At 65.6% G+C, this 16,378-nt stretch carries 19 protein-coding genes; 11 read left to right on the top strand and 8 right to left on the bottom strand.

Annotated features, from left to right (window positions below):
- Nucleotides 1–116: 116 nt before the first annotated feature.
- Nucleotides 117–1,403 carry a citrate synthase gene (locus LDO86_RS13445; protein ID WP_018768605.1) on the top strand — a complete coding sequence of 429 codons (1,287 nt, stop codon included), beginning with the start codon at nt 117–119 and terminating at the stop codon, nt 1,401–1,403.
- 76 nt (nt 1,404–1,479) lie between these two features.
- Here LDO86_RS13445 and galE read toward each other — a convergent pair whose 3' ends face one another.
- Nucleotides 1,480–2,493, bottom strand: coding sequence for a UDP-glucose 4-epimerase GalE (gene galE, locus LDO86_RS13440; RefSeq protein WP_134163758.1), 1,014 nt, complete (start codon nt 2,491–2,493; stop codon nt 1,480–1,482).
- 109 nt (nt 2,494–2,602) lie between these two features.
- Here galE and LDO86_RS13435 point away from each other — a divergent pair, with 109 nt between their 5' ends.
- The gene (locus LDO86_RS13435) at nt 2,603–3,211 is read left to right on the top strand and encodes a TetR family transcriptional regulator C-terminal domain-containing protein (protein ID WP_026265671.1); all 609 of its coding nucleotides are present in this window, start codon (nt 2,603–2,605) and stop codon (nt 3,209–3,211) included.
- Between the two features lie 114 nt (nt 3,212–3,325).
- A complete protein-coding gene (locus LDO86_RS13430; RefSeq protein ID WP_224084009.1) occupies nt 3,326–3,937 on the top strand; it encodes a hypothetical protein in 612 nt (203 codons plus the stop codon).
- Between the two features lie 30 nt (nt 3,938–3,967).
- Here LDO86_RS13430 and LDO86_RS13425 read toward each other — a convergent pair whose 3' ends face one another.
- Together LDO86_RS13425 and dapD are read right to left on the bottom strand one after the other, a co-directional pair.
- Nucleotides 3,968–4,825 (bottom strand): hypothetical protein, encoded by an 858-nt coding sequence (locus LDO86_RS13425; RefSeq protein WP_018768601.1) that lies wholly within the window; start codon nt 4,823–4,825, stop codon nt 3,968–3,970.
- A gap of 7 nt (nt 4,826–4,832) precedes the next feature.
- A complete protein-coding gene (gene dapD, locus LDO86_RS13420; RefSeq protein WP_018768600.1) occupies nt 4,833–5,855 on the bottom strand; it encodes a 2,3,4,5-tetrahydropyridine-2,6-dicarboxylate N-succinyltransferase in 1,023 nt (340 codons plus the stop codon).
- 51 nt (nt 5,856–5,906) lie between these two features.
- Here dapD and dapE point away from each other — a divergent pair, with 51 nt between their 5' ends.
- On the top strand, nt 5,907–7,043 hold the full coding sequence (dapE, locus tag LDO86_RS13415) for a succinyl-diaminopimelate desuccinylase (protein ID WP_224084008.1): 1,137 nt from the start codon (nt 5,907–5,909) through the stop codon (nt 7,041–7,043).
- 73 nt (nt 7,044–7,116) lie between these two features.
- On the opposite strand, the gene LDO86_RS13410 is transcribed toward dapE, so the two are convergent.
- The 4 genes from LDO86_RS13410 to LDO86_RS13395 form a co-directional block, all read right to left on the bottom strand.
- The gene (locus LDO86_RS13410; protein ID WP_018768598.1) at nt 7,117–7,956 is read right to left on the bottom strand and encodes an ABC transporter permease subunit; all 840 of its coding nucleotides are present in this window, start codon (nt 7,954–7,956) and stop codon (nt 7,117–7,119) included.
- Nucleotides 7,953–8,603, bottom strand: a complete 651-nt coding sequence (locus tag LDO86_RS13405) for an ABC transporter permease subunit (protein ID WP_018768597.1) — start codon at nt 8,601–8,603, stop codon at nt 7,953–7,955. The genes LDO86_RS13410 and LDO86_RS13405 overlap by 4 nt, the downstream gene beginning before the upstream one ends.
- 85 nt (nt 8,604–8,688) lie before the next feature.
- A complete protein-coding gene (locus LDO86_RS13400) occupies nt 8,689–9,576 on the bottom strand; it encodes a glutamate ABC transporter substrate-binding protein (protein WP_018768596.1) in 888 nt (295 codons plus the stop codon).
- A 70-nt stretch (nt 9,577–9,646) separates the two neighbouring features.
- Entirely contained in the window at nt 9,647–10,402 is a 756-nt protein-coding gene (locus tag LDO86_RS13395; protein ID WP_026265670.1) for an amino acid ABC transporter ATP-binding protein, read from the bottom strand.
- 104 nt (nt 10,403–10,506) lie between these two features.
- On the opposite strand from LDO86_RS13395, the gene LDO86_RS13390 reads away from it, so the two are divergent.
- From LDO86_RS13390 to LDO86_RS13375, 4 genes are all read left to right on the top strand, one after another.
- Nucleotides 10,507–11,289 (top strand): TIGR00730 family Rossman fold protein, encoded by a 783-nt coding sequence (locus LDO86_RS13390; protein WP_018768594.1) that lies wholly within the window; start codon nt 10,507–10,509, stop codon nt 11,287–11,289.
- Nucleotides 11,290–11,332: 43 nt separating this feature from the next.
- Complete coding sequence (locus tag LDO86_RS13385) at nt 11,333–11,788, top strand: DivIVA domain-containing protein (protein WP_018768593.1); 456 nt, start codon at nt 11,333–11,335, stop codon at nt 11,786–11,788.
- Entirely contained in the window at nt 11,785–13,041 is a 1,257-nt protein-coding gene (locus LDO86_RS13380; RefSeq protein WP_018768592.1) for a hypothetical protein, read from the top strand. Before LDO86_RS13385 ends, LDO86_RS13380 begins: the two co-directional genes overlap by 4 nt.
- A gap of 233 nt (nt 13,042–13,274) precedes the next feature.
- A complete protein-coding gene (locus LDO86_RS13375; RefSeq protein ID WP_009357720.1) occupies nt 13,275–13,442 on the top strand; it encodes a DUF3117 domain-containing protein in 168 nt (55 codons plus the stop codon).
- A gap of 58 nt (nt 13,443–13,500) precedes the next feature.
- Here LDO86_RS13375 and LDO86_RS13370 read toward each other — a convergent pair whose 3' ends face one another.
- A complete protein-coding gene (locus tag LDO86_RS13370; protein ID WP_018768591.1) occupies nt 13,501–14,133 on the bottom strand; it encodes an O-methyltransferase in 633 nt (210 codons plus the stop codon).
- 229 nt (nt 14,134–14,362) lie between these two features.
- Between LDO86_RS13370 and sigE the strand changes: the two genes are divergently transcribed.
- The 3 genes from sigE (at nt 14,363) to LDO86_RS13355 (ending at nt 16,358) form a co-directional block, all read left to right on the top strand.
- Nucleotides 14,363–14,977, top strand: a complete 615-nt coding sequence (gene sigE, locus LDO86_RS13365) for an RNA polymerase sigma factor SigE (RefSeq protein WP_026265669.1) — start codon at nt 14,363–14,365, stop codon at nt 14,975–14,977.
- A gap of 7 nt (nt 14,978–14,984) precedes the next feature.
- Nucleotides 14,985–15,884, top strand: coding sequence for a hypothetical protein (locus LDO86_RS13360; RefSeq protein WP_018768589.1), 900 nt, complete (start codon nt 14,985–14,987; stop codon nt 15,882–15,884).
- A 69-nt stretch (nt 15,885–15,953) separates the two neighbouring features.
- Entirely contained in the window at nt 15,954–16,358 is a 405-nt protein-coding gene (locus tag LDO86_RS13355) for a twin-arginine translocation protein subunit TatB (RefSeq protein WP_018768588.1), read from the top strand.
- Nucleotides 16,359–16,378 lie beyond the last annotated feature (20 nt).

Below are 16,378 nucleotides of genomic sequence, written 5' to 3'. Positions count from 1 at the left end.
TTCTACAAGAAGGCAGCCCGGGTGTTGGAACCTGTCTCCTCAGGCTTCGTGCGCGGCTCACCTGATGTTGGATCAAGCTTTCGACAGAGGCCCAGAAGCCTCATGAAGGGGACTCCATGACTGAGACCAACAATGCTGCGACCCTGCTCCACGCAGGTGGCGAGCTGAAGCTCCCGCGCATCCAGGTTGTTGAAGGGAACGAGGGTTACGACGTCTCCAAGCTGCTGAAGCAGACCGGTGCCGTGACCTTCGACCCCGGCTTCATGAACACCGCAGCAACCACCTCGGCAATCACCTACATCGATGGCGATGCGGGCATCCTGCGCTACCGCGGATACCCCATCGAGCAGCTGGCGCAGCACTCCAGCTTCCTTGAGGTGTCCTACCTGCTGATCTACGGCAACCTGCCCACGCCCACCGAGCTGGACGAGTTCGACCAGAAGATCCGCCGCCACACCCTGCTGCACGAGGAGCTCAAGGGCTTCTTCGGCGGCTTCCCCCGCGACGCGCACCCCATGCCGGTGCTGTCCTCGGCGGTGTCCGCGCTGTCCACGTTCTACCAGGACTCGCTGGACCCGTTCAACGCCGAACAGGTGGAGGTCTCCACCATCCGGCTCATGGCCAAGCTGCCGGTCATCGCCGCCTATGCCCACAAGAAGTCCATCGGCCAGCCCATGCTGTACCCGGACAACTCGATGAACCTGGTGGAGAACTTCCTGCGCCTCAGCTTCGGCCTGCCCGCCGAGCAGTATGAGCTGGACCCGGTCATCGTCAAGGCCCTGGACCTGCTCCTCATCCTCCACGCTGACCACGAGCAGAACTGTTCCACTTCCACCGTGCGCCTGGTGGGCTCCTCCAACGCCAACCTCTTCGCGTCCGTTTCGGCGGGTATCAACGCCCTCTTCGGCCCGGCCCACGGCGGTGCCAACGAGGCCGTGCTCAAGATGCTCCGCCAGATCCAGGCCGAGGGCCTCAAGCCCGAGGACTACATGGAGAAGGTCAAGAACAAGGAAGACGGCGTCCGCCTCATGGGCTTCGGGCACCGCGTGTACAAGAACTACGATCCGCGCGCCAAGATCGTCAAGGCCACGGCGCACGAGATCCTCAGCAAGCTCGGCGGCAACGACGAACTGCTGGACATCGCCATGCGGCTGGAAGAGAAGGCGCTTAGCGACGACTACTTCATCCAGCGCAAGCTCTACCCGAACGTGGACTTCTACACCGGCCTGATCTACAAGGCCATGGGCTTCCCCGAGAAAATGTTCACCGTCCTGTTCGCCATCGGCCGCCTGCCCGGCTGGATTGCCCAGTGGCGTGAAATGATCAGCGATCCCAACACCAAGATCGGCCGTCCGCGCCAGCTGTACATCGGCGAGCCGGAGCGGGACTACCCGGTCCGCTGAAACCGGCCATAACGACGGCGGCCGCCCACCTTTCCAAGGTGGGCGGCCGCTTCGCGTTGTGCCACATTCAAGGGGACTACGAGGCGTAGCCCTGGGGGTTGTTTTTCTGCCAGCGCCAGTGGTCCTCGCACATCTGGTCCACCGTCTTGGTGGTGGACCAGCTCAGGTCCGCCAGGGCGGACGTGGCGTCGGCCCAGAAGGCGGGCAGGTCCCCTGCCCGGCGGCTGGTGATTTCGTAGGGGATGGGCTTGCCCACAGCCTTCTCGAAGGAGCGCAGGACCTCCAGAACGGAGGAGCCCTTGCCGGAGCCGAGGTTCCAGCGGAAGACGCCCGTCCGGCCGGCAATGTGGTCCAGTGCCGCGACGTGCCCTTCCGCCAGGTCCACCACATGGATGTAGTCGCGCAGGCAGGTGCCGTCCGGGGTGTCGTAGTCGCCGCCGAAGACCATGAGCTTCTCGCGGCGGCCCACCGCCACCTGGGCGATGAACGGAACCAGGTTGTTGGGGATGCCCTGGGGATCTTCGCCGATGCGTCCTGAGGGGTGCGCGCCCACCGGGTTGAAGTAGCGCAGCAGTGCTATGTGCCAGCGGGAGTCGGCTGCGCCAAGATCGGAGAGGATGTCCTCGATCTGTTCCTTGGTGCGCCCGTAGGGGTTGTTGGCGCCGATTTCCATCTTTTCCACATAGGGGATGGGGTTGTGTTCGCCGTAGACGGTGGCGGACGAGCTAAAGACAATGGAGCGGACGTCGTGCCGGTCCATGACGCGGATGAGGTTGAGCGTGCCCACCAGGTTGTTGTAGTAGTACTTGAGCGGCTGCTGCACTGATTCGCCCACGGCCTTGAGCCCGGCGAAGTGGATGACGGCGTCAATGCCGGCGCCGGCGAAGACCTTGTCGACGGCGGCCTCGTCCACCAGGTCGACGTTGTGGAACTCCGCGGTCTTGCCGCTGAGCTCAGCCACGCGGCGCAGTGACTCCTCGCTGGAGTTGACCAGGTTGTCGATGACGGCCACGTCGTGGCCGGCTTCCTGCAGGGAAAGAACAGTGTGGGAACCGATGTAGCCGGTACCCCCTGTGACCAAGATTTTCATGCCTCAACGCTATCCCACGGGAAGCGGTCCCCGCCCCTGCGTCCCGGATGGCGGGCGTCGACCTGACGGTGGAGGCGGCAGTGGAAGCACAAGTGTGCTAATAAGAATGGTGCCCAAAATAGTAGACGCGGATGCCCGGCGTCAGGATGTTGTCCAAGCGGTTCTGCGCATCATCGCCGTCGATGGGCTGGAACGTGCCTCGCTGCGCGAAGTGGCGGACGAGGCCGGCCTGGCAGTCGGTTCCGTCCGGCACTACTTCGCTGGCAGTGATGAACTGCTGGCCTTCTCGTTCGGCACCGTGGTGGACCGGGTGGTCGGCAGGCTGGAGGCACTGCTGCCGGGCGTGCAGGAGGCTGCCCAGGCCAGCCCTGAACAGCGGCAGGCGGTTCTGACCCTCCTGGGCGGCATGCTTCCGCTGGATGAGGAATCAGCTGTGGAGGCCTGCGCCTGGCTTGCCTTCAAGAACGCGGCGCGGATCAGGCCGTTCCTTGCCGCCGAGGCCGACCGCAGCCACCGCGAGGTGGCCGCCATCGTGGGCGGAGTGGTCGCCTCCCTGCTCCCCGATGATGAACCGCAGGAGAACCTGGTGGTGGAGGCGGAACGCCTTCTGGCCACCCTGGACGGCCTGTGCATGCATGCCCTGCTGCAACCGGGCTGGATGACAGCGCAGATGTGCCGCGACGTGCTTGAGCGGCACTTGGACGGACTGGCACGGTAGGCGCCCGGGTCCAATCCTGCACTACCGGGAACTGGCTGCGGGAATAGACTGATAGCCGGGTACTGCAGAGCGGGTCATGCCGCCCGGCATGGGAAGGCCAGGGAAGGACTTTGGATGCATCACGCAAGCGGTTCAGGGTGGCAGATCACCACCGACACGTCCGGGCCAATGATGATCGCACTGTACGTCCGGGATGCGGCCGGCTTGAACGGAGTGGGACAACCGATGCTGTCCCATGCGTCGCCGAAGGTCCGTTCGGCGGACCACTCCCACCTGACGGCCGACGTTGGTGGCATCAGCGCGCTGAAGACCGAGTGGGAGGCCTGGTGGGAGCAGCTGCTGAAGGCCCATCCGCACACATCGCCGGAACTCTCCCCGCCCAGTTTTGACGCGTTCGGCAACTCTCCGGCCCTGCAGCGGGTCCTGCAGGCCCATTTCGGCTCCGCCCTCACTTGGGCCAGGGAGCGCAGGAGCGAATACGCCGAGCTCGAGGCCGAACGGGTGGCATCCGGAACGGACCAGCTGCTCGAGGACATGGTGGACGACAGGCTGATGGAAGTGGGGCGGGACTCGCGGGACTTCAAGCTGACCATCATCGAGCTGCCGCTGGACGAGCAGCGGGCGTGGTACCTGGAGCCCGAAAAAATAATCATGAGCCAGGATTTGATGGGGCAGCCGGACCTCCTCCGCAGCTACATCCAGCCGGTGCTGGAGATCCTGGTCTAGCCGCCCTTAAGGCAGGACGACGGCGGCCCTTCAGCTGCCGCCGTCGTCCTGACGTACGGTGATGCGCACCTGTCCCTCCGGGGCCCCTGAAGCCTGCCATCCGTCCCCATCGGGACGGTGCCAGGTCCGGCCTGCCACCTCCACCTGGGTGACGGCCAGGTCCTTGGCGTTGGCAACCGCCCACTGGGCAACCGACCATGCCAGCGCGCCGTCGGCGTCCACCACCAGGGTGGCGCCGTCAACCTGTGAGTCCACGCCGCCGTAGGCCTGGTCCAGGTCGGTGGCCACCGATGCTGTTGTCCCGCCGGCCGCCGGGGAGCGGAGCGTGCACTGCACTCCGGCCGGCGTCTGTCCGGTGAGTCCGGAGGCAAAGGCCCGGCCCATGTCCTCGTGCTGGGCATATGCCTTGGGGTAGGCCGACTTCTGGACCCGCTGAGCTGCATCGGTGATGTCGAGCGCCTCGTAGCCCGGAATTTTCACCAGCGCGTCATAGAAGGCATTAACGGCATAGTAGGGGTCCATGATCTCGGCCTCCGTGCCCCAACCCTGGGACGGACGCTGCTGGAAAAGCCCCCGCGAGTCCGGACCGGCCTGGTCGCCGTGCCCGATGTTGCGCAGCTTCGACTCCTGCATGGCAGTGGCGATGGCAATGGTGGCGGCGCGCGCCGGCAGTCCCCGCCTGACGGCCGCCGCCGTAATCAGCGCGGCGTTGGCCGCCTGGTCCGGCGCAAGTTCACCGGTCCGGTTGCCGGCCGCAGCGGTGCAGCGCTCCGAAACGAGGGTTTCGGAACGCTGCACGAAGAACACTGCTGTGTAAATTCCGCCCGCTGCCAGTGCGAGGGTGAGCAGCAGCACCGCCAGGCGGCGCAGGCCGCGTCTGCGTGCCACGAAGGGATCAGTTGGCGTGCAGGGCGTCGTTCAGTTCAACGGTCTGGCCCTTGCGGGGCAGGGCCTCCACCGCCCCCGTGGTGGAGTTGCGGCGGAACAGCAGGTTGGGCACGCCGGAGAGTTCGGCGGCCTTGACGATCTTGGTGGTGTCATCGCCCACCTCGTCCTTGGGGCCCGGAACGCGGACCCGGGTGCCTGCCGTGACGTAAAGCCCGGCTTCCACCACGGAATCATCCCCGATGCTGATGCCCACGCCGGAGTTCGCACCGAGCAGGACGCGCTCACCGATGGTGATCTTTTCCTTGCCGCCGCCGGACAGGGTGCCCATGATGGAGGCGCCGCCGCCAACATCGCTGCCGTCGCCGGCCACGACACCTGCGGAGATACGGCCTTCCACCATGGAGGTGCCCAGGGTGCCGGCGTTGAAGTTGACGAAGCCCTCGTGCATGACTGTGGTGCCGGCGGCGAGGTGCGCGCCCAGGCGGACCCGGTCGGCGTCGGCAATCCTGACGCCGGAGGGGACCACGTAGTCCACCATGCGCGGGAACTTGTCCACGCCGTAGACGGTGACGGCGCCCCGGCGGCGAAGCCTTGCGCGTGTCAGTTCGAAGCCCTCGACGGCGGCCGGGCCGAAGTTGGTCCACACCACGTTGGGCAGCTTGCCGAAGATGCCGTCCAGGTTGATGGTGTTGGGCTGGACCAGGCGGTGCGAGAGGAGGTGGAGGCGGAGGTAGGCGTCCGCGGTGTCCGCCGGGGCTTCATCGAGGTTGATCTGGACAAAGACCACCTTCTGCTCGGTGCCGCGGTCCTCGTCAGTGCCGTTCTCGGCGATCTGCACCAGGGTTTCATCCGCGTTGTCCACCGTGCGGAGGTTCTCCGCCGCAACTCCCAGTGCCGGCGCGGGGAACCAGACGTCCAGGACGGTGGCGTCGCCGGTGGCAATGGTGGCTACGCCAAAACCGTAGGCGGAACGGTCATCAGCGTTGGAGGTCAGGGTTTCGGGCACGGCAGAGGAAGCGGTCTCAGTCATGTGCCCCAGTCTATCGAGGGCGGGGCATGGGGTTCGAACTAGACTGGCTTCGTGACTGCTGAAACCGCCCCAGACTCTTCCGTGTCCACCCTTGACCTCCGCCAGGACGTGGCGCTGCTGACCGCAGCGCTCATGGACATCAACAGCGTGTCCGGCAATGAAAAGCAGCTCGCGGACGCCGTCGAGTCCGCCTTGCTCGGGATTCCCCAGCTGGCCGTGGTGCGCGACGGCGACGCCATCATCGCCCGGACCGAACTTGGACTCGCTGAGCGTGTGATCCTTGCCGGCCACCTGGACACAGTGCCGCTTCCGCTCACCGAAGGATCCCGGGGCACCGTTCCCTCCAGCTGGGAATCGGGTGTTCCGGGCGAGGGCGTCCTGTATGGCCGCGGGGCCACGGACATGAAGGGCGGGGTGGCGGTCCAGCTCGCACTGGCGGCAGGATTGTTCGACGGCGGCGCGCAGCCCAAGCGGGACGTCACCTTCGTCTTCTATGACCACGAGGAAGTGGAGGCCGTGAAGAGCGGACTGGGACGCCTGGTCCGCAACCACGGCGACCTGCTGAAGGGGGACTTCGCCATCCTGCTGGAACCGACGGACGGCACGGTGGAGGGCGGCTGCAACGGCACCAGCCGGTTCGAGGCAAGCACGGTGGGGGAGGCCGCCCACTCGGCCCGCGCCTGGATGGGCAGCAACGCCATCCACGCCGCGGCACCGATCCTTGCCCGCCTGGCTGCCTACGAACCCCGGACCATCAATGTCGACGGGCTCGATTACCGGGAAAGCCTCAACGCGGTGAAGATCAACGGCGGCACGGCCGGGAACGTCATCCCGGACCGCTGCGTCGTCGAGATCAATTATCGGTTCGCCCCGGACAAGACGCCGGACCAGGCCGAAGCCCACGTCCGGGAGCTGCTGGCGGGCTTCGACGTGGTCCGCACCGATGCCGCCGCCGGCGCGCGGCCCGGACTGCAGCACCCTGCTGCCGCCTCGTTCGTGGCCGCCGTGGGAGCCGAGCCCAAGCCGAAATACGGCTGGACCGACGTCGCCCGCTTCAGTGAGCTGGGCATCCCGGCGGTGAACTTCGGCCCGGGGGACGCGCTGCTGGCGCACAAGGACGACGAGCACGTCCACGCCGACGCCATCCGCAAGTGCCTGGCCGCCCTGCAGAGCTGGCTCGCTGCCTGACGGTCCACGAACAGGAAAGGTCCGGAACTCCCCACGGGAGCTCCGGACCTTTCCTGTTGTGGGCTCTTGGAAGCTACGGAGCCGCAGCTTCCAAAACATCGGGTTCGGCCTTCGCCATGCCCCCGGCTGCCTTCTTGGAGCCGCGGCGCTCGATCCACACGGCAAGCCGCGAGACCGAGATGTTGATGGCGATGTAAATGGCCGCCGCCACGAAGAAGATGGGGAACAGGTACTGCGTGCCAAGGAAGTCCGCCATGACCTGCACCGCGCGCAGCAGCTCGCCGTACGCCACAATGTAGCCCAGCGAGGTGTCCTTCAGCAGCACCACCATCTGCGCCACGAGGGACGGCATCATGCGGCGGATCGCCTGCGGCAGCTCGATCAGCATGCGGGACTTGTAGCTGGTGAGGCCGATGGCCAGGCCGGCTTCCCGTTGTCCCTTGGGCAGGGACTGGATGCCGGCGCGGATGATCTCGGCAAAGACCGCAGCGTTGTACAGCACCAGGCCGGCCACGACGGCAATGAACGCCGAGGTGCCGAACCCGAGCAGGATGAAGAGCATCATGAGGACCACGGGCATGCCGCGGAGGAATTCCAGGATGATCCTCATGGGAATCCGGATGAATGCGGCATCCGAAATGCGGAGCAGGCACAGCAGCAGGCCCAGCGGGAACGCGATGACTGCCGCCAGTGCGGCTGCGGAGAGCGTGGACCCCAGCCCTTTACCGAGCAGCTGCCACACGTCGCCGCGGGTGAAGATTTGCCAGCGGCGCGCCTCGAAGATGCCCTGCTGGGCGAGGATCGTGACCACCCAGGCCAGCAGGCCGAGAATCAGCAGGCCGCCGATGATGGAGGCAATGAGGGAGACCCGGCGCGCTTTGGGGCCGGGGACGTCGTAGAGAACCGAGCTCATCGGGCAATCGCCACCTTTCGTTCCACCGTGTTGGCGAGGATTCCCAGCGGAACGGTGAGGAGCAGATAGAAGAACGCAGTGCCCAGCAGGACGGTGATGACGGCGTCGCCGTTGGCGTTGGCCAGCTGGCGGCCGTAGCCGAACAGCTCCAGGACGAAGAAGGCGCCGGCCACCGAAGAGTTCTTGACGAGCGCGATCAGGATGTTGATCAGCGGCGGGATCACCGTCCGCAGGGCCTGGGGGAGGATGATGAGCGAGAGCACCTGGCCGAACTTCATGCCGATGCTGCGCGCTGCCTCGGCCTGGCCGACAGGCACGCTGTTGACACCTGAGCGGACAGCTTCGGCGATGAACGCGGCGGTGTAGGTGCTGAGGGCGATGATCGCGGCGATCTCGAACTGTTCGAACTTGACTCCGATACGGGGGAGCACGACTGCTGCAAAGAAGAACGCGATGGTCAGCGGGGTGTTGCGGAGGACTTCCACGTAGACGGTGCTGAAACCGCGGAGTGCCGCAACCGGGGAGACGCGTGCCGCGGCCAGCAAAGTGCCAAGGATCAACGCGAAGATACCGGAGACGACGGAAAGGAAAAGAGTGCGGAGAAAACCCTCCCAGTACAGGGGCAGGTTTTCAAAGATGACGTCCATAAGATCCTTCGGCTGTAAGCGTGGACGGATTGAAGGCTGTGCTGCCGGGGCCGTTGAGGGGCCCCGGCAGCATGGCGGACGCTACTTAGTAACGGTTGATGGCCGGGAGGCTGGGCGCGGTCTTGATAACCGAACCTGCGGTGGCTTCCCACGCCTTCTTGTACGAGCCGTCCTTCCCGAAGGATTCCAGCTGGTCGTTGATCCAGTTGCGGAACTCGGTATCACCCTTCTTCAGGCCGATGCCGTAAGGCTCCTTGGTGAAGGTTTCCTCTGAGGCGAGCTTGAAGGCATCCGGCTCCTTGTCAACGAAACCGGCGAGGATCACGTTGTCCGTGGTGACGGCTTCAACCTGCTTGTTGCGAAGCGGCTCCAGGCAGGCGGAGTAGGTAGCGGCCGGAACCAGTTCCGCGCCGTACTTGTCCACGATGGTGGCGGCCGGGGTGGAGCCCGTCACGGAGCAGACCTTCTTGCCCTTGACGTCCTCGGGCTTCTTGATGGAGTCGTTGTCCTTGTTCACCATGAGGGCCTGGCCGGCTTCGTAGTACGGGCCGGCGAAGTCGACAACCTGCTTGCGCTTGTCGCTGATGGTGTAGGTGGCAATGACCAGATCCACCTTGCCCTGCTCAATGAAGGGCTCGCGGTTGGCCGAAACGGTCTCGGACCATTCGATCTTGTCCGCGGCGATGCCCAGCTTGGCGGCGATCAGCTTGCCGATTTCAACGTCGAAACCGACGGGCTTGCCGTCCAGGCCAACCTGGCCGAACAGTGGCTGGTCGAACTTGGTGCCGATCTTGATGGTGCCGGCGGAGGACAGCTTTGCCATGGTGGTTCCGGCGGCGAACGACGGCTTCTCAACGGGGCTGGGGTTGCTGGAGCCACCCGAGTCTCCGCCGCCACAGGCGCTGAGGGACAGGGCGAGGGCAGCGGTGGCCGCCACGACGAAGGATTTCCGCCTGGACATAAATGCCTTCATGACATTCCTTTCATTGGTGGCCGTGGGTTTCCGGCCTGGATGCGAACTGACGTGTGATGGTTCGAATAACTCAGTGGGTGAGGAGCTTGGACAGGAAGTCCTTGGCGCGGTCGCTCTTCGGGTTGGTGAAGAATTCCTCCGGGGTGGCGTCCTCCACGATCTGGCCGTCCGCCATGAACACCACGCGGTCGGCGGCCTTGCGGGCGAAGCCCATCTCGTGCGTGACCACAATCATGGTCATGCCTTCCTTGGCCAGCTGGACCATGACGTCCAGGACCTCGTTGATCATTTCGGGGTCCAGTGCGGATGTGGGCTCATCGAACAGCATGACCTTCGGCTTCATTGCCAGGGCGCGGGCAATCGCCACACGCTGCTGCTGGCCGCCGGAGAGCTGCGCCGGCAGCTTGGGCGCCTGGTGGCCCACGCCCACCCGTTCGAGCAGGGCCATGGCGTCCTTTTCCGCGGCCGCCTTGGACACGCCCTTGACCTTGATGGGCCCCAGGGTCACGTTCTCGAGGATCGTCTTGTGGGCGAAGAGGTTGAAGGACTGGAAAACCATTCCGACGTCGGCACGGAGCTGCGCGAGCTCCTTGCCTTCCTCGGGGAGGACTTTCCCGTCGATGCTGATGGTTCCGCCCTCAATGGTTTCCAGGCGGTTGATGGCCCGGCAGAGGGTGGACTTACCGGATCCCGAGGGTCCGATGACCACAACAACCTCGCCCTTGCGGACCTGCAGGTTGATGTCCTTCAAAACGTGCAGCTGGCCGTAATGCTTGTTTACGGCGTTCAGGGAGACGAGGGCATCGCCGGGCACATGAGTAGTCATAGGAACGAATCTAGCGAAGAACCGTGCGTTATGACGCCAATCACCCCAAGTTCCTGCTGATCGTGATTCAAGAGATACCTGGAGCGGGAGGTTAGCCTAGGGGAATGAGTATCAACGCAGATCCGGCCAAGAATTCCCAGCCCCGCCGTAAGGGGCCCCTTGAGCTGCGGCGCAAGCAGGCGGCCGTGGAGATGTCGGACCAGCACCTGCTTGATACCAAGGGTCCGGGCCAGTTTGTCCACACCGATCCGTGGCGGGTCCTGCGGATCCAAAGTGAATTCGTCGAAGGTTTCGGTGCCCTGGCAGACATTGGAAAAGCGGTCAGCGTTTTCGGCTCGGCGCGGACCAAACCGGGCAGCCAGTACTACGAGATGGGTGTGGAGGTGGGCCGCAAGCTCGCCGAAGCCGGAGTCGCGGTAATTACCGGTGGCGGGCCGGGCTCCATGGAGGCGGCCAACCGGGGGACGGTGGAGGGCAACGGCGTATCGGTTGGCCTTGGCATCGAGTTGCCGTTCGAGCAGGGCCTGAACCAGTGGGTGGACCTGGGCATCAACTTCCGGTACTTCTTTGCCCGCAAGACGATGTTCGTCAAATACGCGCAGGGCTTCATTGTGCTCCCCGGGGGGCTGGGCACCCTGGATGAGCTGTTCGAGGCCATGGTCCTGGTCCAGACGCGCAAGGTGACCTCGTTTCCCATCGTGCTCCTCGGCGTCGAATTCTGGGGACCGATGATCGACTGGATCAGGGGCACCCTGGTGGCCGAAGGCATGGTCTCGGAAAAGGACCTGGACCTGATCCAGCTCGTGGACGATCCCGCGGAGGCAGTGGACCGGGTCCTGCATGCAGGCGTGACACCGTCCCTGAACGGGGAGCAGCGGCCGGAGTAGCTGCAGGCCAAAGTCCGGGCCGACGGTCTGGCACGATGGAACCGTGAGCTTCTTCCTCGTTTTCCTGGCCGTCGTGCTGGTGGCGGCCGTCCTTTGGGCCGGCCTGGGCCGGCGCGCCCGCAAGACCGGCGGGGCTGCGCTGCCCGCCCTTTTGGACGGGGGATTCAACGAGCCGCCCGCCAACCTGCCGCCCGTGCTGCTTCCGGAGCGTGCCGCTCCGGAAGACGTTGAGCAGATCCGCTTTTCGCTTGGCCTGCGCGGCTACCGGATGGACCAGGTGGACCAGGTCCTGGACGAGCTGCGGGACCAGTTGACCGCAAGGGACACCGAGCTGGCGGAGCTGCGTATCCGGCTGGCTGCCATGGAGCAGGCGGGGGAGCAGGCTTCCGACGGCGGACCCGCGGCACCCGGCGGGAGGGCACCTGAAGTGCCAGGCAGCGGGAACGCCGGGAGTGGGGAGGCCGACGAGGTTGCCGTGCCGGGACAGGGCGGCCTGTGAGCACGGTGGCCCCCCGCAACGCTCCGCCCTCTGCCGGCACCCTGGCCCGACGCCTGGCCTCAGCCGTCCGCAACTGGCCGTGGTGGCTCCAGGTCACCGGCCTGTATGCCGCCGCACGCCTCGTTTCGGCCTGCATCTTCATGGCCGCGGCGCTCCACCAGGGCGTCAACCCCTGGTTCCCGCCCAAGCCGGATTACTGGAACTTCATCAACATCTGGGACGCCCGCTGGTACGCCCAGGTCATCGCCAACGGCTACCCGTCAATCCTTCCCACGGATGCCGCCGGCAATGTGCAGGAAAATACGTGGGCTTTCTACCCGCTCTATCCTGCACTGGCCGGTGGACTTAGCCGCCTCACCGGCTTGAACCCTGCCGCCTCGCTGACCCTCATCGCCATGCTGGCCGGCTGGGCGGCCGCCCTGGTGGTCTACACGCTCTTCCGGCAGAAGGCCGCACACGTGCCGGCCATGTGGGGGGTAGCGTTCTTTTCGACTTTTCCCGTCTCCGCCGTGCTGCAGGTCCCGTATGCCGAGCCGCTGTCACTCCTGCTGCTGGCCGCGGCCCTGCTGCTGGTAGTACGCCGGCAGTACCTCTGGGCCATCCCCGTGGTGTTCCTGCTGTGCCTGTCCCGGCCGGTGGGCGTCCCCTTCGCCGCCATGGCGGGGCTGCTGCTGGTCTTCCGCGCCGCCGCGCACATCCGGAAGGGGCGGCAGCGCGGCGCGGATGAAGCAGCCCATTCCCTCCGGGACCTGGCGGCACTGACGGGGCTCACCGCCGTCGCAGGCGTTTCCGCGCTGGCCTGGCCCGCCGCCGCCTGGGCAGCGACGGGCGACCCGCAGGCCTATACCAAAACCGAGACGGTGTGGCGGGGCCAGGACCTGGTCCCGTTCCAGCCGTGGTTCGACACCGGCGTCGAACTCTTCGGCCCCGTGCTGGGCCTTCTGGCCCCCGTGGTTTTCGTGGCACTGTTCATTGCCATGCTGTTCCTTCCCCCGGTGGTGCGGCTCGGCGTCGAACTGCGGCTCTGGTGCGCCTGCTACATGGGTTACCTGCTGATGTTCCTCCATCCGCAAACCAGCACCTTCAGGATGCTGCTGCCGCTGTTTCCACTGGCCCTGGGGGCGGCGTTCCTGTCCCGTTCCAGGGCTTACCGGGGCACGGTGGTGGTGATGTTCCTGCTGCTTCAGATGGTCTGGATCGTCTGGCTCTGGGCCTGGGCGCAGCTTCCCGGCGGAGGGGATTATCCGCCCTGACAAATCAGGCTTCCGCGCAGGTCAGCCGGGAAATAACAGTTGCCGGAAAATGTCCATCGATTAGCTACGTACGGGTAATTCCGCGATAATGATAGGTAAGCAAGGACAAAAGCATTCAGAAAACGCGCAGCCTTGGCGGTGGCACCACCACCCCGCCATAGCGGCCTGATCGACATGCGGACACAGCCCGCCCGGGCTGATCAGTCCTGGGACAAAATGGAGGGGAATTCCTCATGGCGGCTATGAAACCACGCACCGGCGACGGCCCAATGGAAGTCACCAAGGAGGGCCGCAGCCTGATCATGCGCGTCCCGCTCGAAGGCGGCGGACGCCTGGTGGTCGAACTGAACGCTGCCGAGGCAGCCAACCTCAAGGAATGCCTGGTAGGCGTTACCGAATAGTCGTACCGGACAGGGTGCGCGGCCCGCGGGCTGCGCACCCTGTCCTTTTTTGGGAGACTTACTTCTTGACTGCCACCAGCAGGCCATCGCCGGTGGGGAGCATTGCCGACGCCAGCCTGTCGTCGTCGCGGATTGCCCTGCCCACCTGCCGCAGGACCACCGTGGTGGCCTCCCGGCCCGCCGGGTTGGCAACCTTGTCCTTGTCCAGCGCGTCATTGATGACCAGCAGCCCCGCGGGCTTCAGCAGCCGGATGGCCTGCTCCACATAGCCCGGAAGGCCCGGCTTGTCCGCGTCGATGAAGACGAGGTCGTAGGCGCCATCGGTCAGCCGTGGCAGGACGTCGCCCGCACGGCCGGAAATGGTGCGGGTGCGGTTGGCGGGACTGCCGGCCTCCGCAAACGCTTCGCGGGCGGCCCTCAGGTGCTCCACATCCACGTCGATGGTGGTCAGGACTGCGTGCGGTCCCAGGCCCCGCAGCAGGCAGACGCCGGAGACGCCGGCGCCGGTGCCGATCTCGACGGCGGTCTGGGCTTTGGAGGCGGCGGCCAGCACCGTCAGGACGGCCCCCACGCCGGGGCTGATGGCGCTTACTCCCAATTCAAATGAACGTTCCCGGGCCCGAAGCATAACCTCATCCTCAGCGGGCAGATCTTCTGCATAGGACCAGCTGCTGGATTTGTCGGCGCTCATGAATTATCGCTTTCTGGGCGTAAGGGGGGAATGTCTCCTCAAGCCTACTGTGTTCGGGCCGGCCGGCCGGGAAAGCGGCCGTTGCGCCGAAGGCTGAAGTTTGCCAATGGTCAGGAAATTCCCAGCCAAGTTTGACATGATTGATATCCGCTCATCCAAAAGGTGACCGGCGCCGAATCAGAGATGTCAACAGTATCCGGGCGTTAGCATTCCACGAGGGGAGTGGACGATGTCATCTTCAGTTGTGGCACCTGTCCCTGCAGTAAACAATCCCGATGATGAGTGGGTCCGTCCCACCTGGGAAGAAGTGGTCACCAACCATTCCGCAAAGGTGTACCGGCTGGCGTACCGCCTGACCGGAAACAAGTACGACGCCGAGGACCTCACCCAGGAGGTGTTTGTCCGCGTCTTCCGGTCGCTGGAGAACTTCAAGCCAGGAACACTCGACGGCTGGCTGCACCGCATCACCACCAACCTGTTCCTTGACCAGGCCCGGCGCAGGACCCGCATCCGTTTCGACGCCCTCGCGGAGGACGCCGAGTCCCGGCTGCCCGGCCGTGAGCCGGGGCCGGAGCAGAGCTTCGAGCTGAACAACCTGGACCTGGACGTACAGGCGGCGCTGGAGGAACTGCCGCCGGACTTCCGTGCCGCCGTGGTCCTGTGCGACCTCGAGGGGCTGTCCTACGACGAAGTCGCCGAGGCCCTGGGCGTGAAGCTGGGCACCGTCCGCTCACGCATCCACCGCGGCAGGACCATGCTCCGTGAAAAGCTGGCCCACCGCGACCCCCGCCCGCAGCAGTCCCGCCGCAAGCTTGCGATGCCACGCATCGCCGGCATCCTCTGAACGGCACATGAAGTCCCAGTTTCCTTTCGGCGGCAGGCATCAGCGCAGCGGCAGCCACCTTGAGGCCTGCCAGGAGTGTGCTGCGGCCGTGCGCCGGGAACGGCAGTACCTGGAGCGTCTGCGCGATGCTCCCATTCCGCCCGCCAGCCAGGACCTGACGGCGCGGCTGCTGACCCGCACCCACGAATTGGCAGCCCAGCCGCCCGCCCCTGCCCATCAGGGCGGGACCTCCCGTGTGGCCGCCCGGGCACTTGCATTCACCGCGGGCGGAACCATGGCAGCGGCCGGAGTGCTGGCCGTAGGGGCCTTCACGGCAGCGGGAGACCCTGCGGCCGGGGAACGGGCGGGGACCGAAGCAGCCTTTTCGCACGTCTCGTCCCAGACCCCTGCGGACGGCCGGACCTTGACCGCCGCGCAGCTGGCCACGTTGCGTTCGGAGGGGTGGGCCTGCCCCGAACTGCAGGCCATGGGATTCCATGTGGAAGCGGCCAGGGCGCTGGTGGTTGACGGGCAACCTGCAGTGGAGCTGCGGCTCACCGACGGTACCCATCACGCCACCGTCACGGAACAGCACCCGGTTGATCATCAACCGGCCGGCAACGCGACACCGGCTCCGGGCGCCCCGGCGGGGGAGGGCTCCGCCGGCCAAGGTGGTCCAATGCAGGTTTCGAGCACCTCTCCCTGGTCCGCCACCTACCGGGCAGCCGGCCTCACCATCACTTACCGCTCCGATCTGCCCCCCGAGCAGGCAGATGATGCCCTGCCCATGCTCAAGCAGTACGCCGATACCGCGGCGGAAGGGGTTGCCGCCGCCGTGCCCGACACCACGGTGACGCCGGCACCGGAGCCCCTGGAGTCGCGGCTGGAGCGCGGGATCAACAAGATAGCTGCCCTGTTCACCCAGTAATGCAGACTGTTTTCCCGTCCGCCGGACGGGAATCGTCACTCGCAGCCCGGAGAGGGTAATCTTCCTAAAGTGTTTGGAATCAACGGCCCGGAGTTCATCCTTCTGCTGATCATCGGCGTGCTGGTGATCGGCCCCCAGCGGCTGCCGGAATATACCCAGAAGCTGGCAAACCTGGTCAAGGAACTCCGCCGCATGGCTTCCGGGGCGCGTGAACAAATCAAGGAAGAAGTGGGCATCGACATTGACGATGTCGACTGGAAGAAGTACGACCCCCGCCAGTACGACCCCCGCCGCATCATCAAGGAAGCACTGCTCGACGACGACACCAAGCCCGTCAGCGCAAATGCTCCGGCCGCCGTGGCAGCAGTTTCCGGCGCCGCGGCCGTGGCGGATGCAGCCCCGCAGCGGCCTGAAAGAGTCGTGCAGAGGCTGGCCCCTGGCGATGCAGCCCCTTTCGACACCGAAGCCACCTAGGGTTTTCGCGCCCCGCCAGT

The sequence above is a fragment of the Arthrobacter sp. StoSoilB19 genome, from assembly GCF_019977275.1.
Taxonomy (GTDB): domain Bacteria; phylum Actinomycetota; class Actinomycetes; order Actinomycetales; family Micrococcaceae; genus Arthrobacter.
The sequence above is the reverse complement of the archived record's forward strand: the minus strand, read 5'-3'. Positions and strand labels throughout refer to the sequence as shown.

Bases quoted from the DNA above. Each gene is read 5' to 3' on its own strand.
- LDO86_RS13445 (WP_018768605.1), top strand. From the start codon at position 117: ATGACTGAGACCAACAATGCTGCGACCCTGCTCCACGCAGGTGGCGAG.
- galE (WP_134163758.1), bottom strand. From the start codon at position 2,493: ATGAAAATCTTGGTCACAGGGGGTACCGGCTACATCGGTTCCCACACT.
- LDO86_RS13430 (WP_224084009.1), top strand. From the start codon at position 3,326: ATGCATCACGCAAGCGGTTCAGGGTGGCAGATCACCACCGACACGTCC.
- dapD (WP_018768600.1), bottom strand. From the start codon at position 5,855: ATGACTGAGACCGCTTCCTCTGCCGTGCCCGAAACCCTGACCTCCAAC.
- LDO86_RS13410 (WP_018768598.1), bottom strand. From the start codon at position 7,956: ATGAGCTCGGTTCTCTACGACGTCCCCGGCCCCAAAGCGCGCCGGGTC.
- LDO86_RS13405 (WP_018768597.1), bottom strand. From the start codon at position 8,603: ATGGACGTCATCTTTGAAAACCTGCCCCTGTACTGGGAGGGTTTTCTC.
- LDO86_RS13400 (WP_018768596.1), bottom strand. From the start codon at position 9,576: ATGAAGGCATTTATGTCCAGGCGGAAATCCTTCGTCGTGGCGGCCACC.
- LDO86_RS13395 (WP_026265670.1), bottom strand. From the start codon at position 10,402: ATGACTACTCATGTGCCCGGCGATGCCCTCGTCTCCCTGAACGCCGTA.
- LDO86_RS13390 (WP_018768594.1), top strand. From the start codon at position 10,507: ATGAGTATCAACGCAGATCCGGCCAAGAATTCCCAGCCCCGCCGTAAG.
- LDO86_RS13375 (WP_009357720.1), top strand. From the start codon at position 13,275: ATGGCGGCTATGAAACCACGCACCGGCGACGGCCCAATGGAAGTCACC.
- LDO86_RS13370 (WP_018768591.1), bottom strand. From the start codon at position 14,133: ATGAGCGCCGACAAATCCAGCAGCTGGTCCTATGCAGAAGATCTGCCC.
- sigE (WP_026265669.1), top strand. From the start codon at position 14,363: ATGTCATCTTCAGTTGTGGCACCTGTCCCTGCAGTAAACAATCCCGAT.
- LDO86_RS13360 (WP_018768589.1), top strand. From the start codon at position 14,985: ATGAAGTCCCAGTTTCCTTTCGGCGGCAGGCATCAGCGCAGCGGCAGC.